Raw genomic sequence first — 25,152 nt, 5'->3', positions numbered from 1 at the left:
GGGATCACGCCGCCAAGGTCGTCTCGGTCACGGCCGCGGTCGGCGCCGGCGCGGTGTCGCCGCCCGGCAGCGCCAGCCGGCAGATCTTCTTGGCGACGCTCCACAGCTGCTTGCTCAGCCGGCCGGAGTTGTACTGCAGGCCGTAGCGCTCGCAGATCTCGCGGACCTCGGCGTTGACCTCCGGGTAGCGGCGGGCCGGGATGTCGGGGAACAGGTGGTGCTCGATCTGGAACGACAGGTTGCCGCTCATGATGTGGAAGAGCTTGCCGCCGTCGATGTTCGCCGAGCCCAGCATCTGCCGCAGGTACCACTGGCCGCGGGTCTCGTTCTCGGTCTCCTCGACCGTGAACGTCTCGACGCCGGACGGGAAGTGGCCGCAGAAGATGATGTTGAAGGTCCACAGGTTGCGCACGATGTTCGCCACGAAGTTGCCGGCGAAGGTGAGCGGGAAGAGCGGGCCGGTCAGCGCCGGGTAGAGCAGGTAGTCCTTGACCACCTGCTTGCGGACCTTCTTCAGGATCCGCGCGCCGATCTCCTTGTTCTCCGCCCAGGTACGACGACCCGCGACCAGCTCGTCCACCTCGAGGTCGTGCATGGCCACGCCCCACTCGAAGAAGGTCATCAGCAGGAACGCGTAGACCGGGTTGCCCAGGTAGTACGGCCGCCACTTCTGGTCGGTGTCCATGCGCAGGATCCCGTAGCCCACGTCGCGGTCCTTGCCCACGATGTTGGTGTAGGTGTGGTGCATGTAGTTGTGGCCGTACTTCCAGTTCTCGGCCGGCGCCATCGTGTCCCAGTCGAACATCCGGCTGTTGAGGTGCGGGTCGCCCATCCAGTCGTACTGGCCGTGCATGACGTTGTGGCCGATCTCCATGTTGTCGATGATCTTGGAGATCGACAGGCAGGCGACGGCCGGCAGCCAGCCCACGACGGGCAGGTAGAACAGCGCGCGGCCGGCGAGCTCGAAGCGGCGCTGCGCCTTCACGATCTTGCGGATGTACGCCGCGTCCTCCTCGCCCAGGTCGGCGATGATGCGCTGCCGGATCGCGTCCAGCTCGGCGCCGAACGCGTCCAGCTGGGCCATGGTGAGGCCGTGGTAGAGGGTCTCGTCGGTGGTCGTGGTCATCGGTAAGCCTTTCGTTGGTCGAGTGCCCGGGCATTCGGTGGTCGAGTGCCGCACGCGAGGAACGAGCGTGTGGTGTATCGAGACCCGAGCGAGCGGTGTATCGAGACCTAGAGGTCGATGTGGCAGTCGCCGGCAGCGGTGGTGACGCAGAGCCGGACGCTCTCGTCGGGCAGCGAGGACTCCTCGCCGGTGAGGACGTTGCGGACGGTGCCGCTGGTCTTGGTGCGGGTGCAGGAGAAGCAGATCCCCATCCGGCAGCCGGACTCGGGGTTCAGGCCGAGCGCCTCGGCCTGCTCCAGCAGGCTGCCGCCGTCGTTCTCGACGCTCCTCCCGCTGCGGGTGAAGGTGATCTCGCCGGTGGCGGCCTCCCCCGGCTTGGCCGCCCGCAGCACGGCGGGCTTGAAGAACTCGGTGCGCAGCCTCGGTGAGACCACGCCGTCGACCGTGTAGGCCTCGGTGACGAGCTCGACGAGGCCGGCCGGCCCGCACAGGTAGGTGTCGGTGGAGCGGAAGTCCTCCACGATCCGGCGCAGCCCGAACTCGCTGAACAGGTCGCCGTGGTGCAGGTGCACGTCGACGCCGTTGTCGGCCGCCGCGATCTCGGCCAGCTCCTCGGCGAAGATCTGGTCCTCGGCGCTGCGGGCGTAGTGGACGAAGGTGACCTTGCGGCCGGCGTGTCCGTCGTACCCGTCGCGCAGGAGGGTGCGCACCATCGACATCGCCGGCGTGATGCCGGAGCCGCCGGTGATGAAGAGCAGGTGGTTGGTCGTCGGGGTGGCCGGCGACTCGTCGAGGCAGAAGTCGCCCTGCGCCTGGCTCAGGTGCAGGATCTCGCCGACCTGCGCCCCGTCGACGAGGTACGACGACAGCTGCCCCTCCGCGTTGGAGCGGATCGTCAGCGTGATCGTCTCGCCGGGCACCGAGGCCGCGGACGAGATCGTGAAGGCGCGGGTGGTCCGCTTGGAGCTGCCCGGCAGCTCGGCGCCGACGAGCACGTGCTGGCCGGCCCGGTGGCCCCGCCAGGTGCGGGTCGGCCGCAGGGTCAGCGTCGCGACGGGCGCGCCGGGCGTGTCGGTCTCGCGGTGGATCGACTCGATCCGGGCGCGCACCTCGTGCGCGGCCCACATCGGGTTGAACTGGGCGAGGTAGGCGTCGACGCCGTGCGGCGTCGCGAGCGCGGCCGCCAGGCGCGAGCGCACCAGGCGATCGCCGACCCGGGCCAGCGGCTCTGCGAGGACCGTCATCGCGGTCTCCTCTCGGTCAAGGTTTCGGTGTACATCCGTACACCCAAAGACTCCCCTGCCGGCCCACCGCCGGTCAACAGCGACACACGGTGATGGTGCACACATGTACACCGACTAGAGTGAGCGGGTGACCGAGACCACCGGATCCAGGGCCGAGCGCAAGGAGCGCACCCGGCAGGCGATCCTCGACGCGACGCTCGAGCTGTGCGCCGACGTACCCCTCGCGGCGCTGTCGCTGCGCCAGGTGGCCAAGCAGGTCGGCATCGTCCCGACCGCGTTCTACCGCCACTTCGACTCCATCGAGCAGTTGGGGCTGGCGCTGGTCGACGACTCCTTCGCCAGCCTGCGCGCGATGCTCAACGACCTGCGCACCAACACCGATCCGCAGTTCGGCAGCCTCATCGACAGCTCGCTGGCGACGATGGCCGACCACGTCCGACGCCAGCACGACCACTTCGCCTTCATCACGCGCGAGCGCTTCGCCGGCCCGCCCACGGTCCGCGACGCCATCAACGCCAACCTGACCCGCTTCGTCGACGAGCTCGCCACCGACATCGCCCGGGTCCCGGCCGTGCGGTCGTGGTCGACCGAGGACCTGCGCACGCTGGCGGACCTGATCGTGACCACGTTCGTCACCACCGCCGAGCGGCTGATCGGCACCGCACCCGGCTCCACCGCCGAGCGCGAGGTCGCCGAGGCGGCGCGCACCCAGGTGCGGATGCTCATCATCGGCGCCCGGCAGTGGGACTCGTCACGGCGCCGATGACTGGACCCGTCGTACCCGACGCCAGGACCATGTGTCCGTGCCGACCCTGCAGAACCTCACGACCCTGACCACCCAGGCCGCCCGCAACGCCTGGGCGATCTCGCCGCTGGGCGACGGCATCGAGAAGTACGACGGCCTCGGCACCACCACGATCTACCAGCTCCCCCACCGCCACCTGATGCGGTACGACGGGCCCGCGGCCGCCGCCGGCACCCGACCCGTCCTCCTGGTGCCGCCGCTCGCGGTGTCGATCCGCTGCTACGACCTGCGCCCGGGCCAGAGCCTGGCCGCCCACCTGGTCGAGTCGGGTCGGGCGACGTACGTCATCGACTACGGGGAGATCGGCTTCGCCGACCGGGCGATGGGCTTCGAGGACTGGATCGACGACATCCTCCCGACCGCCATCGAGGCCGTCTCCCTGCAGCACGGCAACGGTCCGGTCGACGTCGTCGGCTGGTCGCTGGGCGGCACGATGAGCCTGCTCACCGCGGCGTCGCACCCGGAGCTCCCGATCTCCTCGATCACCGCTTTCGGCACGCCCATCGACTACTCGAAGAACCCGGCGATCAAACCGTTCGCCGCTCTGGACAAGACCCTCGGCACCTGGCTCACCACGCTGCCGACCGCCGCGCTGGGCGGGGTGCCGAAGCACCTGGTCCGGACGTCCTACCGGGCGATGGCGCCCAAGCGCGAGCTCACCAAGGCCTGGTTCCTCGCCAAGAACATCCTCGACGAGGAGGCGCTCGGCCGGACCGAGGCCGTCGACGACTTCATCGGCTCGATGCCCGGCTACCCGGGCCGCGCCTACCACCAGATCCACAGCCGGCTGATGACCCGCAACGAGCTGACCACCGGCCGCGTCGAGCTGAGCCGCGAGCGCGTCGTCGACCTGTCCCGGATCGACACCCGGGTGCTGCTCATCGGCTCCAGCACCGACAACATCGGCCCCGGCGCCTCGGTCCGGGCCGGCGTCGACGTCGTCCCCGGAGCGACGTACGCCGCCGCCGACGGCCTCTCCCACCTCGGCCTGGTGGCCGGGGTGAACGCCGCCGAGCTCAGCTGGCCGCTGCTGGACGAGTTCCTCGCCCGCTGACCTGACGGCGAGCCCGACAACGAGAAGGAGGCCGGACCCGACGGGTCCGGCCTCCTCTCATCTCCTGGGTCAGTGACCGGGGCCCTGAGCGCCCTCCTCGGGGCGGGCCGGGAGCAAGACGGCCATCAGCACGACGACCAAGCCGATCATGGCGGACACCTCGAGCGCCCGCTCCATGCCGCCCACGAAGGCGACACCCGGCTCGGCACCGTGCTTGCTCAACGTCTCGGCACGGATCACCGAGATGACAGCGAGCATGGCCGCGCCGATCGCGCCGGCAACCTGCTGCAGGGCGCCGAGCAGCGAGCTGCCGTGCGAGTACAGCTGCGGCGGCAGACCACCCAGTCCGACCGAGAAGACGGGCGTGAAGATCGCGGCGAGGCTCGCCATCAGGGCCACGTGGATGACGATCAGCAGCCAGTACGGCGTCGTGACGGTGACCTGGCTGAGGGCGAAGATCAGCGCCACCATCGCGATCGAGCCCGGGATCACCAGCGGTCGCGTGCCGACCTTGTCGAAGAGCTTGCCGACACGCGGGCCGAGCAGACCCATGGCCAGACCACCGGGCATCACCATCAGGCCGCTCTGCAGCGGCGAGAGGCCTCGGACGTTCTGGAAGTACATCGGCAGCAGGATCATCGAGCCGAAGAAGCCCATGAACGCAGCCGCCATCAGGACCAGCGACTTGGTGTAGGTGCCGTGCTTCAGCGTGCGCAGGTCGAGCAGCGGGGTGCGGCCGCGCTGCAGCCACAGCTGGTAGCCGACGAACGTCGCGATGACGACGGCACCGAGAGCGATGATCAGCGCCGGGCGGTGCCACTGGTGCGGCTGCACCTTGGTGATGCCGTAGACGAACGTGCCGAAGCCCGTCGCCGCGAGCACCACGCTGAGCCAGCTCACCGGGAGCTTCTGCGGCTCGCCGATGTTCTCCAGGTACTTCAGGCCCAGCGCGCCCACCGCGATCGCGATCGGCAGGACCGCGATGAAGATCAGCCGCCAGGAGCCGAGCTGGAGCAGCACGCCGGACACCGCCGGACCCATCGCGGGCGCGACCGACATGGCCAGTGTGACGCTGCCCATCACCCGGCCGCGGTCGCTCATCGGGACGACCGTCATCAGGGTCGTCATCAGCAGCGGCATCATCACCGCGGTACCGCTGGCCTGGATGACCCGGCCGACGATGATGATGGTGAAGCTGGGCGCCAACGCGGCGACCAGGGTGCCGATGGAGAACAGCGTCATCGCGGTCGCGTACGCCGTCCGCGTGCTCACCCGTTGCAGGAACCAGCCCGTCAGCGGGATCACCGAGGCCATGGTCAGCATGAAGGCGGTGGTCACCCACTGCACGGTCTCCAGGCTCAGCCCGAAGTGGGCCTGCAGCCGCGGGAGCGCGGTCACGGTGATGGTCTCGTTCAGGATCACCACGAAGGTCGCGGCGACGAGCAGCTTGATCACGAGCGGCGTACGCCCGGTGGAGAGCTCCGCCTGGAGCTCGGCGTCATAGACCTCGAAGGCCTTCGGGGCGAGGTCGTCTTCCTCGGTGGGCGCAGTCATGTCAGGTCCTCAGGGTCGTGGGCGAGCGGAATGCGTTCACCAGGTCTACGAACGAGCCCAACGCATTTCGACATGCACATGCTTCCCGACACCACCGACATCGGAAAAGTTCTTATTGCGCACGTCAGCGCGTGAGGACGATCTTTCCGAAGACGTCGCCCGCCGCCATCGCCGCGAACCCGTCCCGCGCCTGCTCCATCGGCAGCGCGTGGTCGATCAGCGGGCGGGTGCCGGTCGCGTCGAGCATCGTCACCAGGGAGGCGAGCTCGTCGCGGGTCCCCATGGTCGACCCGATGACGCTGAGCTGCAGGAAGAAGATGTTGGTGAGCAGGGTGTCGTCGAGGTTCGGCCCGGACGTCGTACCGCTGATGACGAGCTTGCCGCCCGGACGCAGCGAGCGGATCGAGTGCGCCCACGTCGCGCGGCCGACCGTCTCCATCACGGCGTCGACCTTGGCCGGGAGCCGCTCCCCGGACGCGTAGACCTCGTGCGCGCCGATCTCGAGCGCCCGCGCGCGCTTGGCCTCGTCACGGCTGGTCGCGAGGACCTTCAGACCGCCGGCCCGCGCCAGCGTGATCAGGGCCGTGGCGACGCCGCCGCCCGCACCCTGCACCAGCACGGTGTCTCCGGCCTTGAGGCCACCCTGGGTGAAGAGCATCCGGTACGCCGTCAGCCAGGCCGTCGGCAGGCAGGCGGCCTCCTCGAAGGACATCGACGACGGCTTCGGGACGACGTTGCGCCGCGGCACGACCACCTTGTCGGCGAACGTCCCCTGGTACCGCTCGGAGAGCAGCGAGCGCTTCGGGTCGAGGGTCTCGTCGCCGGTCCAGTCCGGGTCGGAGACGACCGCGTGGACGACCACCTCGTTGCCGTCCTCGTCGTACCCCGCCGCGTCGCAGCCCAGGATCATCGGCAGCGCCTCGGCCTTGAGACCGACGCCGCGCAGGGACCACAGGTCGTGGTGGTTCAGCGAGGCCGCCTTGACCGTGACCGTGGTCCACCCGTCCGGGGCGACCGGGTCGGGCCGCTCCCCGACCACCAGTCCGTCGAGGGGGTTCTCGGTGCCGAACGACTCGGCGTAGACGGCGAACATGCGGCCCACGCTATCGGGCTGCAGATTTCACTAGGTATGCAGGGAAACCTGCGCTTCCCAGGCGTTGCTGAGCCGAGGAAGTGCCGAGTTCGCTACATCCCTTGTGAAATCAGCACCTCAGGCCCGCGCGACCCCGTCGGCCCGCGCAGCAGCAGCCACGGCGGAGGCCACGGCCGGGCCGACCCGCGGGTCGAAGGGCGTCGGGATGACCATGTCCTCGGCAAGCGCGTCGCCGACGAGCTCGGCGAGGGCGGTCGCGGCGGCGACCTTCATGTTCTCGGTGATCGCCGTGGCGTTCACGTCGAAGGCGCCCCGGAAGATGCCCGGAAAGGCGAGCACGTTGTTGATCTGGTTCGGGAAGTCCGAGCGGCCAGTGGCCACGATCCGCGCGTACTTGTGCGCGACGTCGGGGTGGACCTCCGGCGTCGGGTTCGCCATCGCGAAGATGATCGCGTCCTCGGCCATGGTGGCCACGATCTCCTCGGGGATGGTGCCGCCCGAGACGCCGATGTAGACGTCGGCGCCGTCGAAGGCCTCGGCCAGCGTGCCGGAACGACCGTGCACGTCGGCGGTGATCTCGGCCAGCTCCCGCTTGACCGGCGTGAGGTCGGTCCGCTCCGAGCTGACGACGCCCTTGCGATCGGTGACCACCATGTCCTTGATGCCGGCCGCGAGCAGGATCTTCGCGATCGCGACACCGGCCGCGCCGGCGCCGGAGATGACGACGCGGGTCGACTCGGCGGACCGACCGGTCAGGCGCAGCGCGTTGGTGAGCGCGGCAAGGGTCACGACCGCGGTGCCGTGCTGGTCGTCGTGGAAGACCGGGATGTCGAGGCGCTCCTTGAGCCGGTCCTCGATCTCGAAGCAGCGTGGGGCGGAGATGTCCTCGAGGTTGATGCCACCGAAGCTCGGCGCCATCCGCGCCACCGTCTCGATGATCTCCTCGGTGTCGGTGGTGTCCAGGCAGATCGGGATGCCGTCGACGCCGCCGAACTGCTTGAACAGGACCGCCTTGCCCTCCATCACCGGCATCGCGGCGGCGGGGCCGATGTCGCCCAGGCCCAGGACCGCGGTGCCGTCGGTCACGATGGCGACCGTGTTCGGCACCCAGGTGTAGTGCCGGGTGAGCGAGGGGTCCTCCGCGATGGCGGTGCAGACGTCGGCCACCCCGGGGGTGTAGGCGAGGGAGAGCTGCTCGCGCGTCCCGACCTCGGCCGTGGCTACGGTCGCGAGCTTCCCGCCGACGTGGAGGTCGAAGACCGGGTCACCGGCACGCGGGTGTGAGGTAGGGACAGCGTCAGCCACGAGGGGTGATTCTCCCACAACGCCCGTCGGCCTCCGGCGGGTCTCAGGATGAGCCCGGTCACAGGACCCTCGGCCGCGGCCAGACCCGGGCCACGGCGACGGCGAGTACGTCGGTCTCGGGGATCTCTCCCCAGTACCGCGAGTCGACCGCACCTGGCGCGACCTCGTCGGAGGCATCCCCGCGCACCCACCACCCGTGCTGCCGGCGCTCGACGGCGCGCTTCACCGCGACCACGCCATCGGCGTACCTCACGACCACGACGCGGCCCGGGGTCGGGCGGGCGCCGTACCGCAGCAGCAGGCGGTCGCCCGGGCGCAGGGTCGGCAGCATCGAGTCGCCGCGCACGAGCGCGAAGCCCACGCTCCGACCCGCCGTTGCCCTGCCTGCCACGCCGAGTAGTGTCGCAGTGAACGACACGTTCGTGTCTCCCCCGACTCCCGAGAGGATCCGCATGTTCCAGCGACTCTTCGCCCCGACCATCGAGGTCTCCGCGCACTGCGACCTGCCCTGCGGTGTCTACGACCCCGCTCAGGCCCGCATCGAGGCCGAGTCGGTCCGCGCCGTCATCGCCAAGGCGCTCGACAGCGACGACGCCGACTTCCGCACCCGCGCCATCATCATCAAGGAGCAGCGCTCCAACCTGGTGAAGGAGCACCTGTGGGTGCTGTGGACCGACTACTTCAAGCCGCCGCACTTCGAGGCGTACCCGCAGCTGCACACGCTGATCAACGAGGCCACCAAGCTGGCCGGTGCCGCCGGCACCAAGGGCACCCTCGACCTCGAGGTCGCCGACCAGCTCCTCGCCAAGATCGACGAGGTCGCCAAGATCTTCTGGGAAACCAAGAAGTGAGCCCGACGGCCGAGCTTGCTCGTGCCGTCGCGGCGAGCGCCGCAGGTGCCGGAGCGAAGCGACGGCCGACCAAGAAGGCCTGACCTCCTCGCCGTCGACCGCGCGCACCCTCCGGGGTGCGCGCGGTCGCGTTTTTTTGCACGTTCGACTCAGCACGACGACCTGCGGGCCGATCGGGAGGGCTCACGAACCCCTCGGAGGGAGACACCCCGCGATGCCTCGCGCCCTGATCAAGATCCTGGTGAGCCTGACGCTCGCCCTCGGCCTCACGCTCACCGTGAGCCCCGGGAACGCCCACGCCGCCGCGGCCCCGTCGGTCGCCCGCGCCACCACCCCCGCCGCCTGTGCCAACCAGCAGGCCTGGGTCAACAGCGCCCGGCACGCCCTGGCGAAGGCCCAGCGGGCCCTGCGCACGACCCAGCACGCACAGCACCAGGCCCACCACGCCCAGAAGGTCCGGGCCGCCAAGGCGCGCGTCGCCAAGGCCCGAGCGAAGCTGGCGAACGCCCGGGCGCGCCGCGACACGTGCGTGCGCGACCACCAGACGTCCCCGACCGTGACCACGGCCAGCCCGGTGCAATCGCTGTGCGACGCCGGCGTGCCGCAGCCGATCTGCGACGCGCTCGCGGGTCTCACCTCCAGCATCCCGTCCGGCCTCTCGATCGCCGACCTGTGCGCCCAGGTCCCGAACGCGCAGGCACTCTGCGACGCGATCGCCGGCGCCACCAGCGGCGGCCTGGACACCAGCGCGCTGCAGGGCGTGCTGACCCAGGTGCTCGGTGCACTCGGCCTGAGCGACCTGCTCGCCCAGGTCGGTCTCGGCGACCTGCTGAACCTGCTCGACCAGCTGATCTGACCGATCCCACCCCGGACGGCGGTCGTGCCCCTCGGCGCGGCCGCCGTCCGCGCGTCCGCGCGTCCGGGACCGTCCTGAAAATGCGGGACTTCGTCCTGACTCTGGTGGTCGGCCGTAACGACAGGCCCCCTCCTGCACTTGTGGGTGTCGCACGTCACTCTGGAGGGAGAAAAACCGATGTACCGCACCCTGACCAAGATCCTGGTGAGCCTCGCGCTCGCCCTCGGTCTCTCGCTCGTCGCCGGCACGGCCGCGAGCCAGGCCGCCACCACGACGACGGCGTCCTCGACCGCCGCGAACCCCTGCACGACCCAGCACAACCGCGTGAACCACGCGAAGAAGGCCGTGAAGAAGGCCAAGAAGGCGCTCAAGAAGGCCAAGCACACCCACAAGGCCGCGAAGATCAAGAAGGCCAAGAAGCGCCTGGCCAAGGCGAAGAAGTCCCTGCGCAACGCGCAGAAGGCGCTGAAGCGGTGCCAGAGCAGCACCTCCGGTGGCGGCACGGGCGGCACGGGCGGTGGCACCGGCGGCGGTACGACGCCCGGCGCTCCCTCGCTCCAGGCGCTGTGCGACGCGGGCGTCCCGCAGACCGTGTGCGACACCCTCGCCCAGCTCACCGGCAGCCTCTCCCCGAGCTCCCTGCCGCTCGACCAGTTCTGCACCTCGGTCCCGCAGGCCGCCGACCTCTGCAACGCCCTCAAGGGCGGCGCGGACGCCTCGACCCTGACCAACCTGGTCACCACCCTGCTGAACACCCTCGGCCTCGGCTCGAGCGCCCCGTCGCTCCAGTCGCTCTGCGACGCCGGAGTTCCGCAGGCGGTGTGCGACGGCCTCGCGCAGTACGCCGGCAGCCTGTCCCCGAGCTCGCTGCCGCTCGACCAGTTCTGCACGTCGGTCCCGCAGGCCGCTGACCTGTGCAGCGCCCTGAAGGGCGGCGCCGACCCGTCGACGCTCACCTCGCTGCTCACCAACCTGCTGACCACCCTGGGTCTGGGCAACCTGATCGGCACCCTGCCGACGTCGATCCCGACGCCCTGACGAACCAGCCACGACTGACGGCCGCACCCTCCACGAGGGTGCGGCCGTTGTCGTAGGCTCGGAGCAGCGCGTCACCCAACCCAGACCGTGGAGGATCCGATGCCCGAGACCAGCAGCGCGACGATCGGCGAGACGCACGCGGCCGACGACGCCCACGTCGAGCTGCGCGTGCCGGCCAACGGCGCCTACGTCTCCGTCCTCCGCACCCTGACCGCGGGTCTCGCCGCCCGCCTCGACTTCACCCTCGACGACATCGAGGACCTGCGCATCGCCGTCAGCGAGGCCGTCGCGATGGTGCTCGACCAGGCCGACAGCGGCAGCGAGCTCGTCTGCCGCTTCGACCTGCACCCGGCCCAGCTGGCGCTCACCATCATCGCCGCGGCCCAGGCGCCGGAGGCACCCGACTACGAGAGCTTCGGCTGGCAGGTCCTGGCCACGCTGACCGCCGAGGCCGACATCACCTCCGCACCGGGCACATACGCCGTGCGCCTGGTCGCGACCTCGACCCTCGAGCCCGCGGTGGCCTGACCGACGACATGGCCATCACCTCTCGGGAAGGCGATCTGCCCACGGGCACGATCGACGAGACCAAACGACGCAGCGCCGCGCTGTTCGCGCAGCTGCGCGATCCCGCCTGCCCCGAGGCCGAGCGCGGGGAGCACCGCACCGCGCTGGTCCACCTGCACATGCCGCTGGTCGAGCACTGCGCGCGCCGCTTCCGCAACCGGGGCGAGCCGATGGAGGACCTGGTCCAGGTCGGCACGATCGGGCTGATCAAGGCCGTCGACCGGTTCGACCTCGAGCGCGGCGTGGAGTTCTCGACGTACGCGACCCCAACGATCCTGGGCGAGATCAAGCGCTACTTCCGCGACAAGGGGTGGGCGATCCGCGTCCCGCGCCGGCTGCAGGAGCTGCGCATGCAGATCGGCGGGACCACCGCCGAGCTGACCCAGAAGCTGGGCCGCTCCCCCACGGCCGCCGAGCTCGCCACCGCGATCGGCTGCTCGGTCGAGGAGATCATCGAGGGCCTGGAGTCGAGCAACGCCTACTCGACGCTGAGCCTGGACGCCGGCGGCGACGACTCCGACGAGGGCGGTCCGAGCATGCTCGATGCGATCGGCATCGAGGATGAGGCCCTGGACCAGGTCGAGGTGCGCGCGTCGGTGCGGCCGCTGCTGGAGGGGCTGCCGCCGCGGGAGAAGAAGATCCTGATGCTGCGCTTCTTCAAGAACATGACGCAGTCCCAGATCGCCGCCGAGATCGGCGTCTCCCAGATGCACGTGTCCCGGCTGCTCACCCGGACGCTCGCGCAGCTGCGTCAGTCGCTGGAGTCCGAGGAGTCCTGACGGTTCCGGGAGCCCTCGAGCGCCTCAATGCTGGCCGGGTGCACGATCCCGGCGAGCGCGATGGCCCCGACGACCCCGACCGCGATCGCGTCCAGCACGTGGTGCCGCAGACCCCAGGCCAGGCCGAGCATGATGAGCTGGGTGATGAGCGCGAGGCCGCGTGGCCAGGTGACGAGGCGGCGCAGGGCGAGTCCCCCGATGACGAGCGCGACGCCGTACGCACCGAAGCAGGCGGCCATCGCGACGGCCAGGGAGGCGTGGCCCGAGGACATGGTGGCGATCTCGACGATCGCGCCGATGATCAGGCCGAGCCCCTCCAGGGTCGTGAGCGCGGAGGCGACGACGAGCGGCGGCGGGGCGGTCGGGCGGGTCTCGGGCACCGGGACACTCTAGAGAAGCGGAATCTCGCTTGTGACATAACCGACCGGGCGTAACCCTTGATTCCCGACCGTTTCCTTGGAAACCTTGTGGGGCGATCGTGAAACCGTTCACTTTTGCGGTTTCACGTGTGCCCGGACATCGACGGGCGATCAGCTAGAAAGAGGAAATCTCCACCCATGGATTGGCGACACCGTTCCGCATGCCTCGACGAGGATCCGGAGCTGTTCTTCCCGATCGGCAACACCGGCCCGGCCATCCTCCAGATCGAGGAGGCCAAGCAGGTGTGCCGTCGCTGTGACGTGCGCGAGCAGTGTCTGGCGTGGGCCCTCGAGGCGGGACAGGACCACGGTGTCTGGGGTGGCCTCAGCGAGGACGAGCGTCGCGCGCTGAAGCGCCGCAACGCCCGGGCCCGCGTCCGTACCAGCGTCTGATTGATGGCGCGAGCGCGTCGCCGCTGATCGGCGCCTTGCCTCACCTGGGCGACTCGCTCCTCCGGTCGCTCGTTCCTCGCTCCCTCCCGTCGCGTCGTCACCCAGGATCGGCAACCGGCGCCGGCGGCGCCGCGCTGCCGCGCACGCGGTTGGGTTGCGTAGGTCCCACCTAGGCTGGCGGCAAGACGACTAGGCAACGAGGGCATCAATCCAAGGGCAGCGAGACCTCTGCGACCGTGCCTCCGGCCGGGGCGTTCGCGATGGTGAGCGTGCCGCGCAGCTCGGACTCCACCAGGGTGCGCACGATCGAGAGCCCCAGGCTGCTCGTCGTGTCCAGGTCGAAGTCCTCGGGCAGTCCCGTGCCGTCGTCGGAGACGCGGATCCGGAGCTGGTCCGCGGTGCGTTCCGCGGCGAGCACCACCACCCCGTCGTCACCGGCCTCGTAGCCGTGCTCGGCCGCGTTCTGCATCAGCTCCATGACGACCATGGCGACCGCGGTCGCCCGCTCGGAGTCGAGCGTGCCGAAGCGCCCCTCGCGCCGCACCCCGACCCGCGCCACCGCCGCACCGACGTCGGTGACCAGCCGGGCGAGCCGGTCGGCGATCTCGTCGAGGTCGACGGTCTCCTCCACGGCGTGGCTGAGCGTCTCGTGCACGATGGCGATGGAGCCGACCCGGCGTACCGCCTCCTCCAGGGCGTTGGCGGCCTCCCCCGGCCCGATCCGGCGCGCCTGGAGCCGCAGTAGCGCGGCGACGGTCTGCAGGTTGTTCTTCACCCGGTGGTGGATCTCGCGGATCGTGGCGTCCTTGGTGACCAGCTCGCGATCGCGGCGGCGCAGGTCGGTGACGTCGCGGACGAGGATCAGCCCGCCGACCAGCTCGGCGCCGGAGCGCAGCGGGATGGAGCGCACGATGAGCACGGCACCCTCGCCGGCGCCCGAGCCGGGCGCGCCGAGCTCCAGGTCGCGTGAGGCGCGGGCGCCCAGGACGGCGCTGAGCGTCTCCTCGTCCGGGCGCCAACGGGCGGGCACCAGGTCGCGGGTGAGATCGGCGAGCACGTGGCCGGCGAGGTCGTCGGTCAGGCCGAGCTTGCGGTAGACCGAGAGGGCGTTGGGGCTGGCGTAGACGACGCGCCCGGCCCCGTCGACGCGCAGGAATCCGTCACCGACCCGCGGCGAGTCGGCATGGTCGCTGCGCTGGCCGGCCGCCGGGAACGTCCCGGCCGCGAGCATCTTGCTGAGGTCGCCCGCGGTCTGCAGGTAGCTGAGCTCGAGGCGGCTGGGCGTGCGGATGCCCAGCAGGTTGGTGGTGCGACTGACGACGGCGATGACGCGCCCCTCGCGTCGTACCGGGACGGCCTCCACGCGCACCGGAACGTCGTCGCGCCACTCCGGGTCGCCCTCGCGCATGATCCGGCCCAGCTCGTACGCGGCGTCCACCAGCGGCCGCCGACCGGCCGGGAGGGACGTGCCGACGATGTCGTCGACGTACGCCGTCGGACCGGTCGTGGGACGCACCTGGGCGCCGACCCAGAAGCCCTCGCCGCGCCGGTCCGGGAGCCACAGGACGAGGTCGGCGAAGGACAGGTCGGCGAGGATCTGCCAGTCGGCCATCAGCAGCTGCAGCCACGCGACGTCGGCATCCGCGAGGTCGCTGTGGCGCCGTGCGATGGCGGGCAGGGTCGGCACGTGGGTGAGGTTAGGCCATCAGGCACAATGGAGTCCCGGGGACTGTGCTTGTGGGGGTACGTGGCCGTGGAGGGCCTGATGGTGGTGGACTGGCGACGCGTGCCGGAAGCGGGCTTCCGCGTGCCCGAGGGGCCTGCTCTGGCCGACCTGACCGCGGAGCTCACCGGCCTGCTCGGTGACCCCGACCCGGCGCTGCGGACCGAGGTCGCGGTCGCCGTGCTGACCACCTGGATCGAGCGCGGTGTGTACGACGACCTGATGGTCGGCCTCGGCGACGGCATCGCGACCGGGCTGACCGCGACGAGCCCGGCGGACCACGCCGTGCTGCGGCGTACGTCCTCGGCGGCCGTGCTCGGTGCCGTGCTCGCCCGCGACAACAGCCGGGCGCTGGTGCCGCGCGAGAAGGTGCTGGAGTGGGGCGACCGGCTGGCGACCTGGCTGCTGGCCGAGACCGAGCTGGGCGCCGGCGCGATCGCGGTCGGCGCGGACGCGGTCGGCGAGCTTGCCGCCTCGCCGTACTGCGGGCGTGGTGAGCTACGAGCGATTCTCGACGTGGTCGGCGAGCGGGTCGTGGCCGACACGCCCAGCCCCTGGCCCGCCGGCGACGCGGACCGGCTCGCGCGGGCCGCCGTACGGCTGCTGCGGCGCGACCTGCTGCTCCTGGACGAGGTCGAGGAGTGGGCGGCCCGCATCGGTGCCCGGGCGCTGCGGGACCGGCCTGCGGCGGCCGGCCTCAACGCCGACGCGTTCCTGCGCTCGCTCTACCTGGTGCTCGCGCTCGGGCACGAGCCGCCGCCGATCCGGGCGGACCTGGTGCTCACGCTCGTCGACTTCCTGCGCGAGCTCCACCCGGACCTCCTGGGCTGAGGCACCGCCGCGGACCTCGTTCCTCGGTCCGCGACTGGCGGCTCAAGAATGCGAGAACCCCGGACCGGTGGTCCGGGGTTCGTCGACGTCAACGTCGCTCAGGCGTTGGGGCGCTTGCCGTGGTTCGCGCCCTTCTTCTTCCGAGCGCGGCGCTTGCGGCCGGTCTTGCCCATGGTTCCTCCTACGTACGGTTCAGGTCAGTGTCCCAGGATCCGCGGCGGGACCGAAATCGCCCCCCGCGGATGGGACGGGCTCAGGCCCGCGGCTGGGGGAACTGCGCCTTCATGGCGAGGTCCCAGCCGCGATCGCCGAGCACCCGGCGGGTGATCATCGCCGCGGGCGCCGACGGGGTCACCGTGTACCGCGGCTTCGGGTGCTTCGTGGTGAGTGCCTTGGTGATCACCTTCGCCACGGCCTCGGGCGGCCCTCCGAAGCGGGCCATCGGGCCGGCGTACGCCTCGGTGGTGGCCTTGAGGACGGCGGCGTTGAAGGCGGCGTACGGACCCTCGCCGTCCGGCATGCCGGCGGCGACCTTCGCGTCGAACTCCGTGGTGATCAGGCCCGGCTCGACGAGCACGACCTGGACCCCGAAGCCGGCGACCTCGAAGCGCAGCGCGTCGGAGATGGCCTCGATCGCGTACTTGCTGGCGTGGTAGGCACCACCGCCGGGGAACGTGAGCTTGCCGCCCATCGAGCCGATGTTGACGATCCGGCCGGAGCGTTGCTCGCGCATCGTCGGCAGGACCAGCTGGGTGAGGCGCAGCAGGCCGAAGACGTTGGTCTCGAACTGGCGGCGTACGTCGTCGACGTCGACCGACTCCAGCGCACCGGACTGGGAGTAGCCGGCGTTGTTGACGAGGGCGTCGATGCGACCCGAACCGTCGAGGACGGTCTGCACGGCGGTGGCCATCGAGCCCTCGTCGGTGACGTCGAGGGCGACCGTTCGGCAGCCGGCGGCCTGCAGGTCACCGAGCGTCTCGGGACGGCGGGCGCTGGCCCAGACCTCCCACCCGGCGTCGAGGAGGCGGGCGGCGGTCGCGGCGCCGATGCCGGAGGAGCATCCGGTGATGAGCACGGTCTTCATGGCGCTCATCCTCACACACGGGGCTCCGCCCCGTGGGCCCCGAAAACCAGGAGCGAGCCGACTGCCTCTACGACTCGGTGATCTCGACCTTGATCTGCGAGATCCGGATCCGGACGCGCTCACGCAGCTCGGCCGGCGCCTGCTCGGCGCAGGAGCGCGCGACGAGCGCCTTGACGGTGCGCTGCAGGTTGTAGCGCTCCAGGCAGGGGTTGCAGCTGTCGATGTGGGCGCGCACGATCGCGCAGTCGCCCTCCTGCAGCTCGTTGTCGATCAGCCGGACGATGCGGTCGAGGAACTCGACGCAGTCGGCCTCCTCGGCCGCGCTGTCGTGGGTGTGACCGTGGGCGCTCATCGCTTTCCCCCATCGAGCGGGGCGTCTCCGCCGGAGCTGACGTAGTCCGAGAGCATGTCGCGCAGCTGGCGGCGACCGCGGTGCAGGCGGGACATGACCGTCCCGATCGGGGTGTCCATGATCTCGGCGATCTCCTTGTACGCGAATCCCTCCACGTCCGCCAGGTAGACCGCGAGCCGGAACTCCTCGGGCAGGCGCTGGAGCGCCTCCTTGACCTGGCTGTCCGGGAGGTGCTCCAGCGCTTCCATCTCGGCGGACTTCAGTCCACCGGAGGTGTGCGCCTCGGCCCGGGCGAGCTGCCAGTCCTCCACGTCCCCGCTGTCACCGGTGAGCGACTGCTGCGGCTGCCGCTGCTTCTTCCGGTAGGAGTTGATGAAGGTGTTGGTCAGGATCCGGTAGAGCCACGCCTTGAGGTTGGTGCCCGGCCGGAACTGGTGGAACGCGGAGAACGCCTTGGCGAAGGTCTCCTGGACCAGGTCCTCGGCGTCGGCAGGGTTGCGGGTCATCCGCATGGCCGCCGAGTAGAGCTGGTCGAGGTAGGGCAGGGCGTCGCGCTCGAACCGCGCGGCGCGCGCCTCGGGCGTCTCCGTGGCGACATCGATCTCCTCGGCGTCACCGAGCGCGGTGAGGTCGTCGAGGTCGAGGTCGTCCAGCGAGGTCAGGTCAGGAGTGTCGGGCATCGGGCCCCAGCCTACGGCTCCGCTCGTCGCGGGCCTCTCCAACGTCGCCATCATGTGAACCGCAACGCCTCATCCGCGGCCTTCATTCCCGGCGAGCGTTCCCGGCGATGTCGCGGGTGATCCACTCCGCCGCGGACTCCGCCACGAGGTCGAGCGCGTCGTCCTGGCTCAGCGGGGCGGCCTTCGGCACCTTCAGCCCGTGGTCGGCAGCCGGTACGACGGCCATCGCGACCTCCGCGGGCAGCGGGTCGGGGAACTCCTCGGGCCTGCCCATCGGGTCACGCTCCCCCTGCACCACCAGGGTGGGTACGCCGGCGCCGACCAGCTCGTCGAGACGACTCCGCTCCGGCTTGCCGGGCGGGTGCAGCGGAAACGAGATCGCCAGGCACCCGGCGGCCCCGAGGTCGGTGGCGCAGCGCAGCGCCGAGCGGGCGCCGGCGCTGCGACCGCCCACCACGAGCGGGTTCGTGGGACGCAGGGTGGACGCCGCCGCGCGCAGGCCGACGTCGAGGGTGGCCGGCGGACTCGCGACCTTCCGTCCGGCGCGGACCCACGGCTGCTCCCAGAGCAGCACGCTGATCCCGAGCCTGGGCAGCTCGACGGCGAGCGCCTCGAGGTCGGGCGAGTCGATGCCGCGGCCGGCGCCGTGGCTGAGCAGCAGGGTCGCGATCGGGCGGGTCGCTCGGCGGGTGACCAGCCGGCCCTCGCCGTACTCGGTGGGGATGATCCTCTCGGTCACCACAGACCGCCTTCCTCGTCTTCCTCGCCGTCCGCGGGCATTGGCTCGACCAGCTCGGGGCTGTTGTTGCGGACGTTGCCGACGGCCGGCGAGACCGGGTACGCGCGCAGCCCGCTCTGCTGCGCCGGCACGACGAGCTCGGTGAGGTGGTCGGCCGTGGTGGCCGGCGACAGCCACGCGTCGCGGCGGTCGCGCGGCACGATCAGGGGCATCCGGTCGTGGATCTGCCCGATCTCGTCCTCCGCCTCGGTGGTGAGGATCGTGCAGCTCCACCGGAACGCCTCGGGGTCGTCCTCGGGCAGGCTGCGGTCGCGCCAGATCTCGTAGAGACCGGCCATCGCGAGGATCGACCCGTCGGCCGGCGTGATGAAGAACGGCTGCTTGACGGGCTTGCCCTTGGCCGTCGTCTGCTGGGTGTCGTACCACTCGAAGTAGCCGTCGGCCGGCAGCAGGCAGCGCCTGCTCGCCCAGGCCTTGCGGAACGCGGGCTTCTCCGGCGCGGTCTCCAGCCGGGCGTTGATCATCCGGCTGCCGATGCTCGCGTCCTTGGCCCACGACGGCACCAGGCCCCAGCGCAGCTCGCGGAGCTGGCGCACCGGATCGCCCTTGCTGCCGTCCTCCTCGGTGCGGGCGCGCTCCATCACCGCGTAGACCTTGTCGGTCGGCGCGACGTTGTACGACGGCGCCAGCGGCGCCTCGAACCGCGGGTCCAGGACGTCGAACTCCTCGACGAGGTCCTCCGGAGACCGGCTGGATGCGTAGCGACCGCACATGCAGGCAACCGTAGGCCCTCGGCACGAGCCATCGTCGCTCGAGCGTGCGCCGGGTGCGTGCATCGCAAGGCGCGGGCGCGATGGCATACCGGGCGTACGTCGAGCGTCCGTAACGCAGCGAGGTGCGTGCCCGGCGTGGGCTCGCGCGGTGAGGGCTCGTGCCGTGGGCCGTAAACTCTCGCGCGTCATGACTACCGACCTCTGGCCCGCTCCCGTCGCCACCCCCGGACTCGAGGCCGTCGTGCGGCTGCCCGGCAGCAAGTCGCTCACCAACCGCGCGCTGGTGCTGGCGGCGCTGGCCGACGGGCCGTCGGTCGTACGCCGGGCGCTGCGTTCGCGCGACACGCTGCTGATGGCGCAGGCGCTGACCGCGCTCGGCGCGACCGTCGACACCTCGGGCGTGGACTGGGCCGTGACCCCGCTGTCGGGGGCTCCGACCGGCGCCAGCGTCGACTGCGGGCTGGCCGGCACCGTGATGCGGTTCGTACCGCCGGTCGCGGGCCTGGTGGACGGTGAGGTCGCCTTCGACGGCGACGAGCACATGCGCAACCGGCCGGTCGGCGAGATCCTCAGCGCGCTGCGCGGCCTCGGCATCGACATCTCCGAGGGCGACCGGCTGCCCTTCACGGTGCGCGGCACCGGCACGGTCGCCGGCGGCACCGTCGTCATCGACGCCAGCGCCTCCTCGCAGTTCGTGTCCGCGCTGCTGCTCGCGGGGGCGCGGTTCGAGCAGGGCGTCGACGTCCGCCACGACGGGGCGCCGATCCCGTCCCAGCCCCACATCGACATGACCGTCGCGATGCTGCGCGACCGCGGGGTAGTGGTCGACGACTCCGACGCCAACCGCTGGGTCGTCGCGCCCGGGGCCGTCCGGGCCCACGACGAAGCCATCGAGCCCGACCTCTCCAACGCCGCGCCGTTCCTGGCGCTCGCCGCCGTCTCGGGGGGCACCGTGACCGTGCGCAACTGGCCGTGGCGCACGACCCAGGCCGGCGACGCGCTGCGCCAGATCCTCGCCGACATGGGCTGCACGGTGGAGCTGTCCGACGACGGCCTCACCGTCGCCGGCCCGGCCGAGCTGGAGGGCGTCGACCTCGACCTGCACGACGTGGGCGAGCTCGCGCCGGCGATCGCGGCGCTGTGCGCGCTCGCCTCCTCGCCGTCGCGGCTCACCGGCATCGCGCACATCCGTGGCCACGAGACCGACCGGCTGGCCGCGCTGGCCCGGGAGCTGGGTGCGCTGGGCGCCGACGTGACCGAGCTCGAGGACGGCCTGGAGATCCGCCCCGCTCCCCTGCACGGCGGCGTCTTCCACACCTACGCCGACCACCGGATGGCCCACGCCGGCGTCATCATCGGCGCCGCGGTGCCGGGCGTGGAGGTGGAGGACATCGCCACCACCGGCAAGACCTTCCCGGACTTCGCGACCTTCTGGGCCGGGCTGTTCTGATGGCGAGGTACGACGAGCACGACGTCGAGCACTACGACCGACCGCGCCGGCGTACCCGCCCCCGGACCAAGGACCGTCCCACCCACGACGACGCCGTCGACGGCCTCGTCATCACCGTCGACCGCGGCCGCTTCACGCTGCTGATCGACGGGCGGTCCGTCTACGCGATGAAGGCGCGACCGCTGGGCCGCAAGGGCGTCGTGGTCGGTGACCACGTGCGCGTCGTCGGGGACGTCTCGGGCAACGACGGCACGATGGCGCGGATCGTCGAGGTCAGGCCGCGCAGCACCACGCTGCGGCGCACGGCCGACGACGACGACCCGGTCGAGCGGATCATCGTCGCCAACGCCGACCAGCTCGTGGTCGTGACCGCGCTCGCCGACCCGGAGCCCCGGCCGCGGCTGATCGACCGGGCCCTGGTGGCGGCGTACGCCTCGGGGATGAAGCCGGTGCTCTGCCTGACGAAGGCCGACCTGAAGGACCCCGAGTCGCTGCTGTCGACGTACCGCTCGCTGGGGGTCCCGTACGTCGTCACGCAGCGTGGCGGCGACCTCGCGGCCGTCCGCGAGGTGCTCGAGGGGCACACCAGCGTGCTGATCGGGCACAGCGGTGTCGGGAAGTCGACCCTGGTCAACGCGCTCGTACCCGACGCGCACCGCGAGACCGGCCACGTCAACGCGGTCACCGGGCGCGGCCGGCACACGTCGACCTCGGCGTACCTGCTGGAGCTGCCGGACGGTGCCGGTCAGATCATCGACACCCCGGGCATCCGGTCCTTCGGGCTCGCGCACGTGCAGCCCGAGCAGCTGATCGAGGCGTTCCCCGACCTCGACGAGATGACCGAGGACTGCCCGCGCGGCTGCACGCACGGCGAGGACGAGCCGGAGTGCGGGCTGGACGAGGCCATCGGGCGCGGCGAGGCCGACCCCGACCGGGTCGCCTCCTTCCGGCGGCTCCTCGCGGCCCGTTCCGTCACCGACTACTGACGCTTCCGTAGACCAGCCGGGCCCCGGCGTCGCCGGCGAAGGCGCACAGCACCACGACGGTGACCGCAGCGACCACGAGCAGCGCGTGCAGCAACCCGCGCATCCAGTCGGCACGCTGGTCGCGGAAGGAGACGACGACGGCCACCAGCGCGAAGGCGTACGTCGCCCAGGCGAGCCGGTCCGCCCACACCTCGTGCCGGCGGACCACGGCCACCGGCATGCCCAGCGCGTCGCGCAGCTGGAAGCCGCTGAACCGGGTGAGCCACACCAACGCCGCGCACCCGACGGCCAGCACGAGCAGCGCCACCCGCAGCTTGCCGTCCTCGCGCGGCTTGAGCCGGGAGCCGGTGTTCGCGCGGTAGACGTAGAGGAGCGCGAGCAGCGCCGTCACCGGCAGCAGGACCACGGTCGCGTGCACGACCAGGGGGTGGAGCGGCAGGCCGTTGACGGTCACGAGGTCGGCATGGGGCAGCACGGGAATCACGCTAGGGCACGGTTGCGGAGACGGCGAGGGATGACCTCGAGTCGCGGCCACTAGATTGAGCGGGTGGCTGGCACCGACTACACCGACGACCTGCGGCTCGCGCACCTGCTCGCCGACGACGCGGACTCCCTCACCATGACCCGGTTCAAGGCGCAGGACCTGCACGTGATGAGCAAGCCCGACCTGACCCCGGTCACCGATGCCGACCGCGCGGTCGAGGAGTCGATCCGGCGTACCCTCGCGAAGGCCCGCAGCCGCGACGCCGTCACGGGCGAGGAGCAGGGCACGTCCGGCCACTCCCAGCGGCGCTGGATCGTCGACCCGATCGACGGCACCAAGAACTTCGTCCGCGGCGTCCCCGTCTGGGCGACCCTGATCGCGCTCGCCGTCGACGACGAGGTGGTCCTCGGCGTCGTGTCCGCCCCGGCCCTGCAGCGGCGCTGGTGGGCGGTCAAGGACGGCGGCGCGTGGACGGGCAAGCTGATCAAGCCGACCCGCTGCGAGGTGTCCGACGTACGTCGCCTGGAGGACGCGTCCCTCTCCTACGCCTCGTTGGGCGGCTGGGAGGACGCCGGCCTCGGCGACGACTTCCTGGCGCTGATGCGGCGCTGCTGGCGCACCCGGGCGTACGGCGACTTCTGGTCCTACATGCTCCTCGCGGAGGGTGCCGTGGACCTGGCCGTCGAGCCCGAGCTCGAGGTGTACGACATGGCCGCGCTCGACATCATCGTGCGCGAGGCGGGTGGGCGGTTCACGTCGTTGGCGGGCGCCGACGGCCCCTGGGGCGGCAACGCGCTGGCGTCCAACGGGCACCTGCACGACGCTGCTCTCGCGTTCGTCGGCAGCGTCGGCGGCGAGGACGACGACCCCGACTGGCCGCAGCACGGACCCGGCTCGGTCTCCGACCTGCGGTCGCGGCGTCGCCCCGAATCCGACGACAGCGGGGCACCGGCGGAGTAACGTCAGCCCCATGCGCATCGGCGACGTACTCCACGCGAAGGCCTCGCCCGAGGTCGTGACGATCCAGCCCGAGGCAGGCGTTCGCGAGCTGCTGGCCGTGCTCTCCGAGCACAACATCGGCGCCGTGATCGTCAGTCGCGACGGCACGTCCCTCGACGGCATCGTCAGCGAGCGCGACGTCGTACGGCACCTGCACGCCGACGGGACGGTCGTGAACAACACTGTCGGCGCGATCATGACCGAGGTCGTGCGCACCTGTGCGCCCGACGACGCGCTCGACGACGTCATGGGCGTGATGACGACCGCTCGGTTCCGGCACATCCCCGTGGTCGACGACGGTGCCCTGGTCGGCATCGTCAGCATCGGCGACCTGGTGAAGCACAAGATCGACCAGCTGCAGTTCGAGCGCGACCAGCTCGACAGCTACGTGCACCAGGGTTGAGCACCCGGCCCGACGGGCGCGCCGGCATCTCGGCGCGCACCCTCCTCATCGCTGCCCTCGCGATCCTCGTGACGGCCGTCGCCGGTGCCGTGGTGGTGCTGGCCTCGCCGCCACGCCAGGTCCCGGCGGCCCGACCCGTCGTGCCGGAGCCGGTCCCCTCGATCTCCCCGTCGCCCGCGGTGGAGGCCAAGAAGCACAACATCGTCATGGTCGTCACCGACGACATGCGCACCGACGAGCTGGCCTACCTGCCGCACGTCCAGAAGCTGCTGGTCGACCGCGGCGTCTGGTTCAGCCGCGCGATCTCGCCGCACCCGATGTGCTGCCCGGCGCGGGCCGAGCTGACGACCGGTGAGTACGCGCAGAACAACGGCGTGCACCACAACACCGGTCCGTACGGCGGATTCCCGTCCCTCATCGACCCCGACAACAACCTCGGTCTGTGGCTGCAGGGGGCCGGCTACTACACGGCGTTCGTCGGGAAGTACCTCAACGCCTACGACGGCCAGGAGCGGATCAGCGGCTGGGACATGTGGAAGGCCGCGATCCGGCAGGTCTACAACTACGACGCGGTCCGCTACTACGGCGGCCCGCTGATCCACGGCTACGTCGCCGGTACGACGACCCGCTTCACCGACCGCGCCATCCGCGCCGGGCACCGCTCGGACCGCCCGTTCTACGTCGTCGCGAACTACCTGGCGCCGCACGACACCGTCGACAGCTCGGGCTACTCGTTGCCGGTGCCGGCGCCGGCGTACGCGCACGCCTGCGACACGCTGCAGCCGGGCTACCTGACGAACCCCGCGTTCCTCACCGCCACGGTCAACGGGCTGCCGGCCGGCATGAGCAGCCCGATCCTGCCGGCCGACCGCTACGTCACCGAGTCGCGGGCGCGGATCTGCGCGCTGCGCTCCGTCGACGACGGCGTCGCCAAGATCGTGCGGACCCTGCGGCGGACCCACGAGCTCGCCCACACCGACATCGTGTTCATCTCCGACAACGGCTTCAACCTGGGCGAGCACCAGCTGCACGGCAAGAACTGGATCACCGACGAGTCCCTCGACGTCCCGGTCGTGGCCGCCGGCCCGGACTTCCCCGCGGGGGTCGTGTCGCAGGCGCCGGTGAGCCTGGTCGACCTGCCGGCGACGTACCTCCAGATCGCGGGAGCGGTCCCGGGCCGGACCCAGGACGGCCTCAGCCTGCTCGACGTGCTGGGGTCGCGGAAGCCGCTGCGCGACACGCTGCTGGTGCAGACCGGCGACGCGATCGACGACAGCAGCCCCGGCTTCGCCTTCCGCGGCGTCACCACCGCGCGCTACCTGTACGGCGTCAACCCCAGCGACCTCACCTCCGGCCTGCTCTTCGACCGCCGCGTGGACCCCTACGGGCTCACCAACGTCTTCGACGACGCCCGCTACGCCGACGTCCGCACGGCCCTCCAGGCCCGCCTCGACATCCTCTCCACCTGCTCCGGCGCCACCTGCAACCAGGTCTTCGGGCCGCTGCCGGTGCCGCGGCCGTAGGGCGGCGCGAACGGGCGTTCGGCCGCCCCTTGTCGAGCGGT

At 71.2% G+C, this 25,152-nt stretch carries 29 protein-coding genes; 14 read left to right on the top strand and 15 right to left on the bottom strand.

The window, feature by feature from the left end:
* Window positions 1-4: 4 nt before the first annotated feature.
* Both ACYVAQ_RS08895 and ACYVAQ_RS08890 read right to left on the bottom strand, forming a co-directional pair.
* Window positions 5-1,126 carry a fatty acid desaturase family protein gene (locus ACYVAQ_RS08895; RefSeq protein ID WP_460788410.1) on the bottom strand — a complete coding sequence of 374 codons (1,122 nt, stop codon included), beginning with the start codon at window positions 1,124-1,126 and terminating at the stop codon, window positions 5-7.
* Between the two features lie 107 nt (window positions 1,127-1,233).
* Window positions 1,234-2,370, bottom strand: coding sequence for a flavin reductase family protein (locus ACYVAQ_RS08890; protein ID WP_460788408.1), 1,137 nt, complete (start codon window positions 2,368-2,370; stop codon window positions 1,234-1,236).
* Window positions 2,371-2,497: 127 nt separating this feature from the next.
* On the opposite strand from ACYVAQ_RS08890, the gene ACYVAQ_RS08885 reads away from it, so the two are divergent.
* Both ACYVAQ_RS08885 and ACYVAQ_RS08880 read left to right on the top strand, forming a co-directional pair.
* A complete protein-coding gene (locus ACYVAQ_RS08885) occupies window positions 2,498-3,136 on the top strand; it encodes a TetR family transcriptional regulator (RefSeq protein WP_460788406.1) in 639 nt (212 codons plus the stop codon).
* 37 nt (window positions 3,137-3,173) lie between these two features.
* Entirely contained in the window at window positions 3,174-4,229 is a 1,056-nt protein-coding gene (locus ACYVAQ_RS08880; RefSeq protein ID WP_460788404.1) for an alpha/beta fold hydrolase, read from the top strand.
* A gap of 69 nt (window positions 4,230-4,298) precedes the next feature.
* Here ACYVAQ_RS08880 and ACYVAQ_RS08875 read toward each other — a convergent pair whose 3' ends face one another.
* The 4 genes from ACYVAQ_RS08875 to ACYVAQ_RS08860 all read right to left on the bottom strand — a co-directional run bounded on the left by ACYVAQ_RS08875 (window position 4,299) and on the right by ACYVAQ_RS08860 (window position 8,572).
* Window positions 4,299-5,783 carry a DHA2 family efflux MFS transporter permease subunit gene (locus ACYVAQ_RS08875; RefSeq protein WP_460788402.1) on the bottom strand — a complete coding sequence of 495 codons (1,485 nt, stop codon included), beginning with the start codon at window positions 5,781-5,783 and terminating at the stop codon, window positions 4,299-4,301.
* A 124-nt stretch (window positions 5,784-5,907) separates the two neighbouring features.
* Window positions 5,908-6,876: a zinc-binding dehydrogenase gene (locus ACYVAQ_RS08870; RefSeq protein ID WP_460788400.1), complete on the bottom strand. Its 969-nt coding sequence runs from the start codon at window positions 6,874-6,876 to the stop codon at window positions 5,908-5,910.
* Window positions 6,877-6,993: 117 nt separating this feature from the next.
* Window positions 6,994-8,181: an NAD(P)-dependent malic enzyme gene (locus tag ACYVAQ_RS08865; RefSeq protein WP_460788398.1), complete on the bottom strand. Its 1,188-nt coding sequence runs from the start codon at window positions 8,179-8,181 to the stop codon at window positions 6,994-6,996.
* A 58-nt stretch (window positions 8,182-8,239) separates the two neighbouring features.
* Window positions 8,240-8,572 carry a S24 family peptidase gene (locus tag ACYVAQ_RS08860; protein ID WP_460788395.1) on the bottom strand — a complete coding sequence of 111 codons (333 nt, stop codon included), beginning with the start codon at window positions 8,570-8,572 and terminating at the stop codon, window positions 8,240-8,242.
* Between the two features lie 61 nt (window positions 8,573-8,633).
* On the opposite strand from ACYVAQ_RS08860, the gene sodN reads away from it, so the two are divergent.
* From sodN to ACYVAQ_RS08835, 5 genes are all read left to right on the top strand, one after another.
* On the top strand, window positions 8,634-9,032 hold the full coding sequence (gene sodN, locus ACYVAQ_RS08855; RefSeq protein WP_460788393.1) for a superoxide dismutase, Ni: 399 nt from the start codon (window positions 8,634-8,636) through the stop codon (window positions 9,030-9,032).
* A gap of 214 nt (window positions 9,033-9,246) precedes the next feature.
* Window positions 9,247-9,888 carry a hypothetical protein gene (locus ACYVAQ_RS08850; RefSeq protein WP_460788392.1) on the top strand — a complete coding sequence of 214 codons (642 nt, stop codon included), beginning with the start codon at window positions 9,247-9,249 and terminating at the stop codon, window positions 9,886-9,888.
* A 177-nt stretch (window positions 9,889-10,065) separates the two neighbouring features.
* Complete coding sequence (locus tag ACYVAQ_RS08845) at window positions 10,066-10,926, top strand: hypothetical protein (protein ID WP_460788390.1); 861 nt, start codon at window positions 10,066-10,068, stop codon at window positions 10,924-10,926.
* A 99-nt stretch (window positions 10,927-11,025) separates the two neighbouring features.
* Window positions 11,026-11,454: an ATP-binding protein gene (locus ACYVAQ_RS08840; RefSeq protein ID WP_460788388.1), complete on the top strand. Its 429-nt coding sequence runs from the start codon at window positions 11,026-11,028 to the stop codon at window positions 11,452-11,454.
* An 8-nt stretch (window positions 11,455-11,462) separates the two neighbouring features.
* The gene (locus tag ACYVAQ_RS08835) at window positions 11,463-12,272 is read left to right on the top strand and encodes an RNA polymerase sigma factor SigF (protein ID WP_460788386.1); all 810 of its coding nucleotides are present in this window, start codon (window positions 11,463-11,465) and stop codon (window positions 12,270-12,272) included.
* On the opposite strand, the gene ACYVAQ_RS08830 is transcribed toward ACYVAQ_RS08835, so the two are convergent.
* Window positions 12,245-12,652, bottom strand: coding sequence for a hypothetical protein (locus ACYVAQ_RS08830; protein WP_460788384.1), 408 nt, complete (start codon window positions 12,650-12,652; stop codon window positions 12,245-12,247). The genes ACYVAQ_RS08835 and ACYVAQ_RS08830 overlap by 28 nt on opposite strands.
* Before the next feature lie 177 nt (window positions 12,653-12,829).
* Here ACYVAQ_RS08830 and ACYVAQ_RS08825 point away from each other — a divergent pair, with 177 nt between their 5' ends.
* Entirely contained in the window at window positions 12,830-13,084 is a 255-nt protein-coding gene (locus ACYVAQ_RS08825; protein WP_141013945.1) for a WhiB family transcriptional regulator, read from the top strand.
* A 205-nt stretch (window positions 13,085-13,289) separates the two neighbouring features.
* On the opposite strand, the gene ACYVAQ_RS08820 is transcribed toward ACYVAQ_RS08825, so the two are convergent.
* Entirely contained in the window at window positions 13,290-14,771 is a 1,482-nt protein-coding gene (locus ACYVAQ_RS08820; RefSeq protein WP_460788381.1) for a histidine kinase N-terminal domain-containing protein, read from the bottom strand.
* A 78-nt stretch (window positions 14,772-14,849) separates the two neighbouring features.
* Between ACYVAQ_RS08820 and ACYVAQ_RS08815 the strand changes: the two genes are divergently transcribed.
* On the top strand, window positions 14,850-15,638 hold the full coding sequence (locus tag ACYVAQ_RS08815) for a DUF2785 domain-containing protein (protein WP_460788379.1): 789 nt from the start codon (window positions 14,850-14,852) through the stop codon (window positions 15,636-15,638).
* A gap of 98 nt (window positions 15,639-15,736) precedes the next feature.
* Here ACYVAQ_RS08815 and ACYVAQ_RS08810 read toward each other — a convergent pair whose 3' ends face one another.
* The 6 genes from ACYVAQ_RS08810 to ACYVAQ_RS08785 form a co-directional block, all read right to left on the bottom strand.
* The gene (locus tag ACYVAQ_RS08810) at window positions 15,737-15,811 is read right to left on the bottom strand and encodes a 50S ribosomal protein bL37 (RefSeq protein WP_369759046.1); all 75 of its coding nucleotides are present in this window, start codon (window positions 15,809-15,811) and stop codon (window positions 15,737-15,739) included.
* 80 nt (window positions 15,812-15,891) lie between these two features.
* Window positions 15,892-16,722 carry an SDR family NAD(P)-dependent oxidoreductase gene (locus ACYVAQ_RS08805; RefSeq protein WP_460788377.1) on the bottom strand — a complete coding sequence of 277 codons (831 nt, stop codon included), beginning with the start codon at window positions 16,720-16,722 and terminating at the stop codon, window positions 15,892-15,894.
* Between the two features lie 67 nt (window positions 16,723-16,789).
* The gene (gene rsrA, locus ACYVAQ_RS08800) at window positions 16,790-17,074 is read right to left on the bottom strand and encodes a mycothiol system anti-sigma-R factor (protein WP_460788375.1); all 285 of its coding nucleotides are present in this window, start codon (window positions 17,072-17,074) and stop codon (window positions 16,790-16,792) included.
* Window positions 17,071-17,754: a sigma-70 family RNA polymerase sigma factor gene (locus ACYVAQ_RS08795; protein WP_460788373.1), complete on the bottom strand. Its 684-nt coding sequence runs from the start codon at window positions 17,752-17,754 to the stop codon at window positions 17,071-17,073. Before ACYVAQ_RS08795 ends, rsrA begins: the two co-directional genes overlap by 4 nt.
* An 82-nt stretch (window positions 17,755-17,836) precedes the next feature.
* A complete protein-coding gene (locus ACYVAQ_RS08790) occupies window positions 17,837-18,493 on the bottom strand; it encodes an alpha/beta hydrolase family protein (protein ID WP_460788370.1) in 657 nt (218 codons plus the stop codon).
* Window positions 18,490-19,266: an SOS response-associated peptidase gene (locus ACYVAQ_RS08785; RefSeq protein WP_460788368.1), complete on the bottom strand. Its 777-nt coding sequence runs from the start codon at window positions 19,264-19,266 to the stop codon at window positions 18,490-18,492. The genes ACYVAQ_RS08790 and ACYVAQ_RS08785 overlap by 4 nt, the downstream gene beginning before the upstream one ends.
* Before the next feature lie 187 nt (window positions 19,267-19,453).
* Between ACYVAQ_RS08785 and aroA the strand changes: the two genes are divergently transcribed.
* Window positions 19,454-20,716, top strand: a complete 1,263-nt coding sequence (gene aroA, locus ACYVAQ_RS08780) for a 3-phosphoshikimate 1-carboxyvinyltransferase (RefSeq protein ID WP_460788366.1) — start codon at window positions 19,454-19,456, stop codon at window positions 20,714-20,716.
* A complete protein-coding gene (gene rsgA / locus ACYVAQ_RS08775) occupies window positions 20,716-21,702 on the top strand; it encodes a ribosome small subunit-dependent GTPase A (protein WP_460788364.1) in 987 nt (328 codons plus the stop codon). Before aroA ends, rsgA begins: the two co-directional genes overlap by 1 nt.
* On the opposite strand, the gene ACYVAQ_RS08770 is transcribed toward rsgA, so the two are convergent.
* Window positions 21,689-22,177 carry a DUF2231 domain-containing protein gene (locus ACYVAQ_RS08770; protein WP_460788362.1) on the bottom strand — a complete coding sequence of 163 codons (489 nt, stop codon included), beginning with the start codon at window positions 22,175-22,177 and terminating at the stop codon, window positions 21,689-21,691. The genes rsgA and ACYVAQ_RS08770 overlap by 14 nt on opposite strands.
* Before the next feature lie 72 nt (window positions 22,178-22,249).
* On the opposite strand from ACYVAQ_RS08770, the gene hisN reads away from it, so the two are divergent.
* From hisN to ACYVAQ_RS08755, 3 genes are read left to right on the top strand one after another with little or no spacing between them, the layout of a single operon-like run.
* On the top strand, window positions 22,250-23,146 hold the full coding sequence (gene hisN / locus ACYVAQ_RS08765; protein ID WP_460788361.1) for a histidinol-phosphatase: 897 nt from the start codon (window positions 22,250-22,252) through the stop codon (window positions 23,144-23,146).
* 10 nt (window positions 23,147-23,156) lie between these two features.
* On the top strand, window positions 23,157-23,588 hold the full coding sequence (locus ACYVAQ_RS08760; RefSeq protein ID WP_460788360.1) for a CBS domain-containing protein: 432 nt from the start codon (window positions 23,157-23,159) through the stop codon (window positions 23,586-23,588).
* Window positions 23,585-25,111, top strand: coding sequence for a sulfatase-like hydrolase/transferase (locus ACYVAQ_RS08755; RefSeq protein ID WP_460788358.1), 1,527 nt, complete (start codon window positions 23,585-23,587; stop codon window positions 25,109-25,111). The genes ACYVAQ_RS08760 and ACYVAQ_RS08755 overlap by 4 nt, the downstream gene beginning before the upstream one ends.
* Window positions 25,112-25,152: the final 41 nt, after the last annotated feature.

It is taken from the genome of Nocardioides maradonensis, from assembly GCF_054777115.1.
Note: the sequence above shows the minus strand (reverse complement) of the source record. Positions and strands in the feature narration are given on the sequence as shown.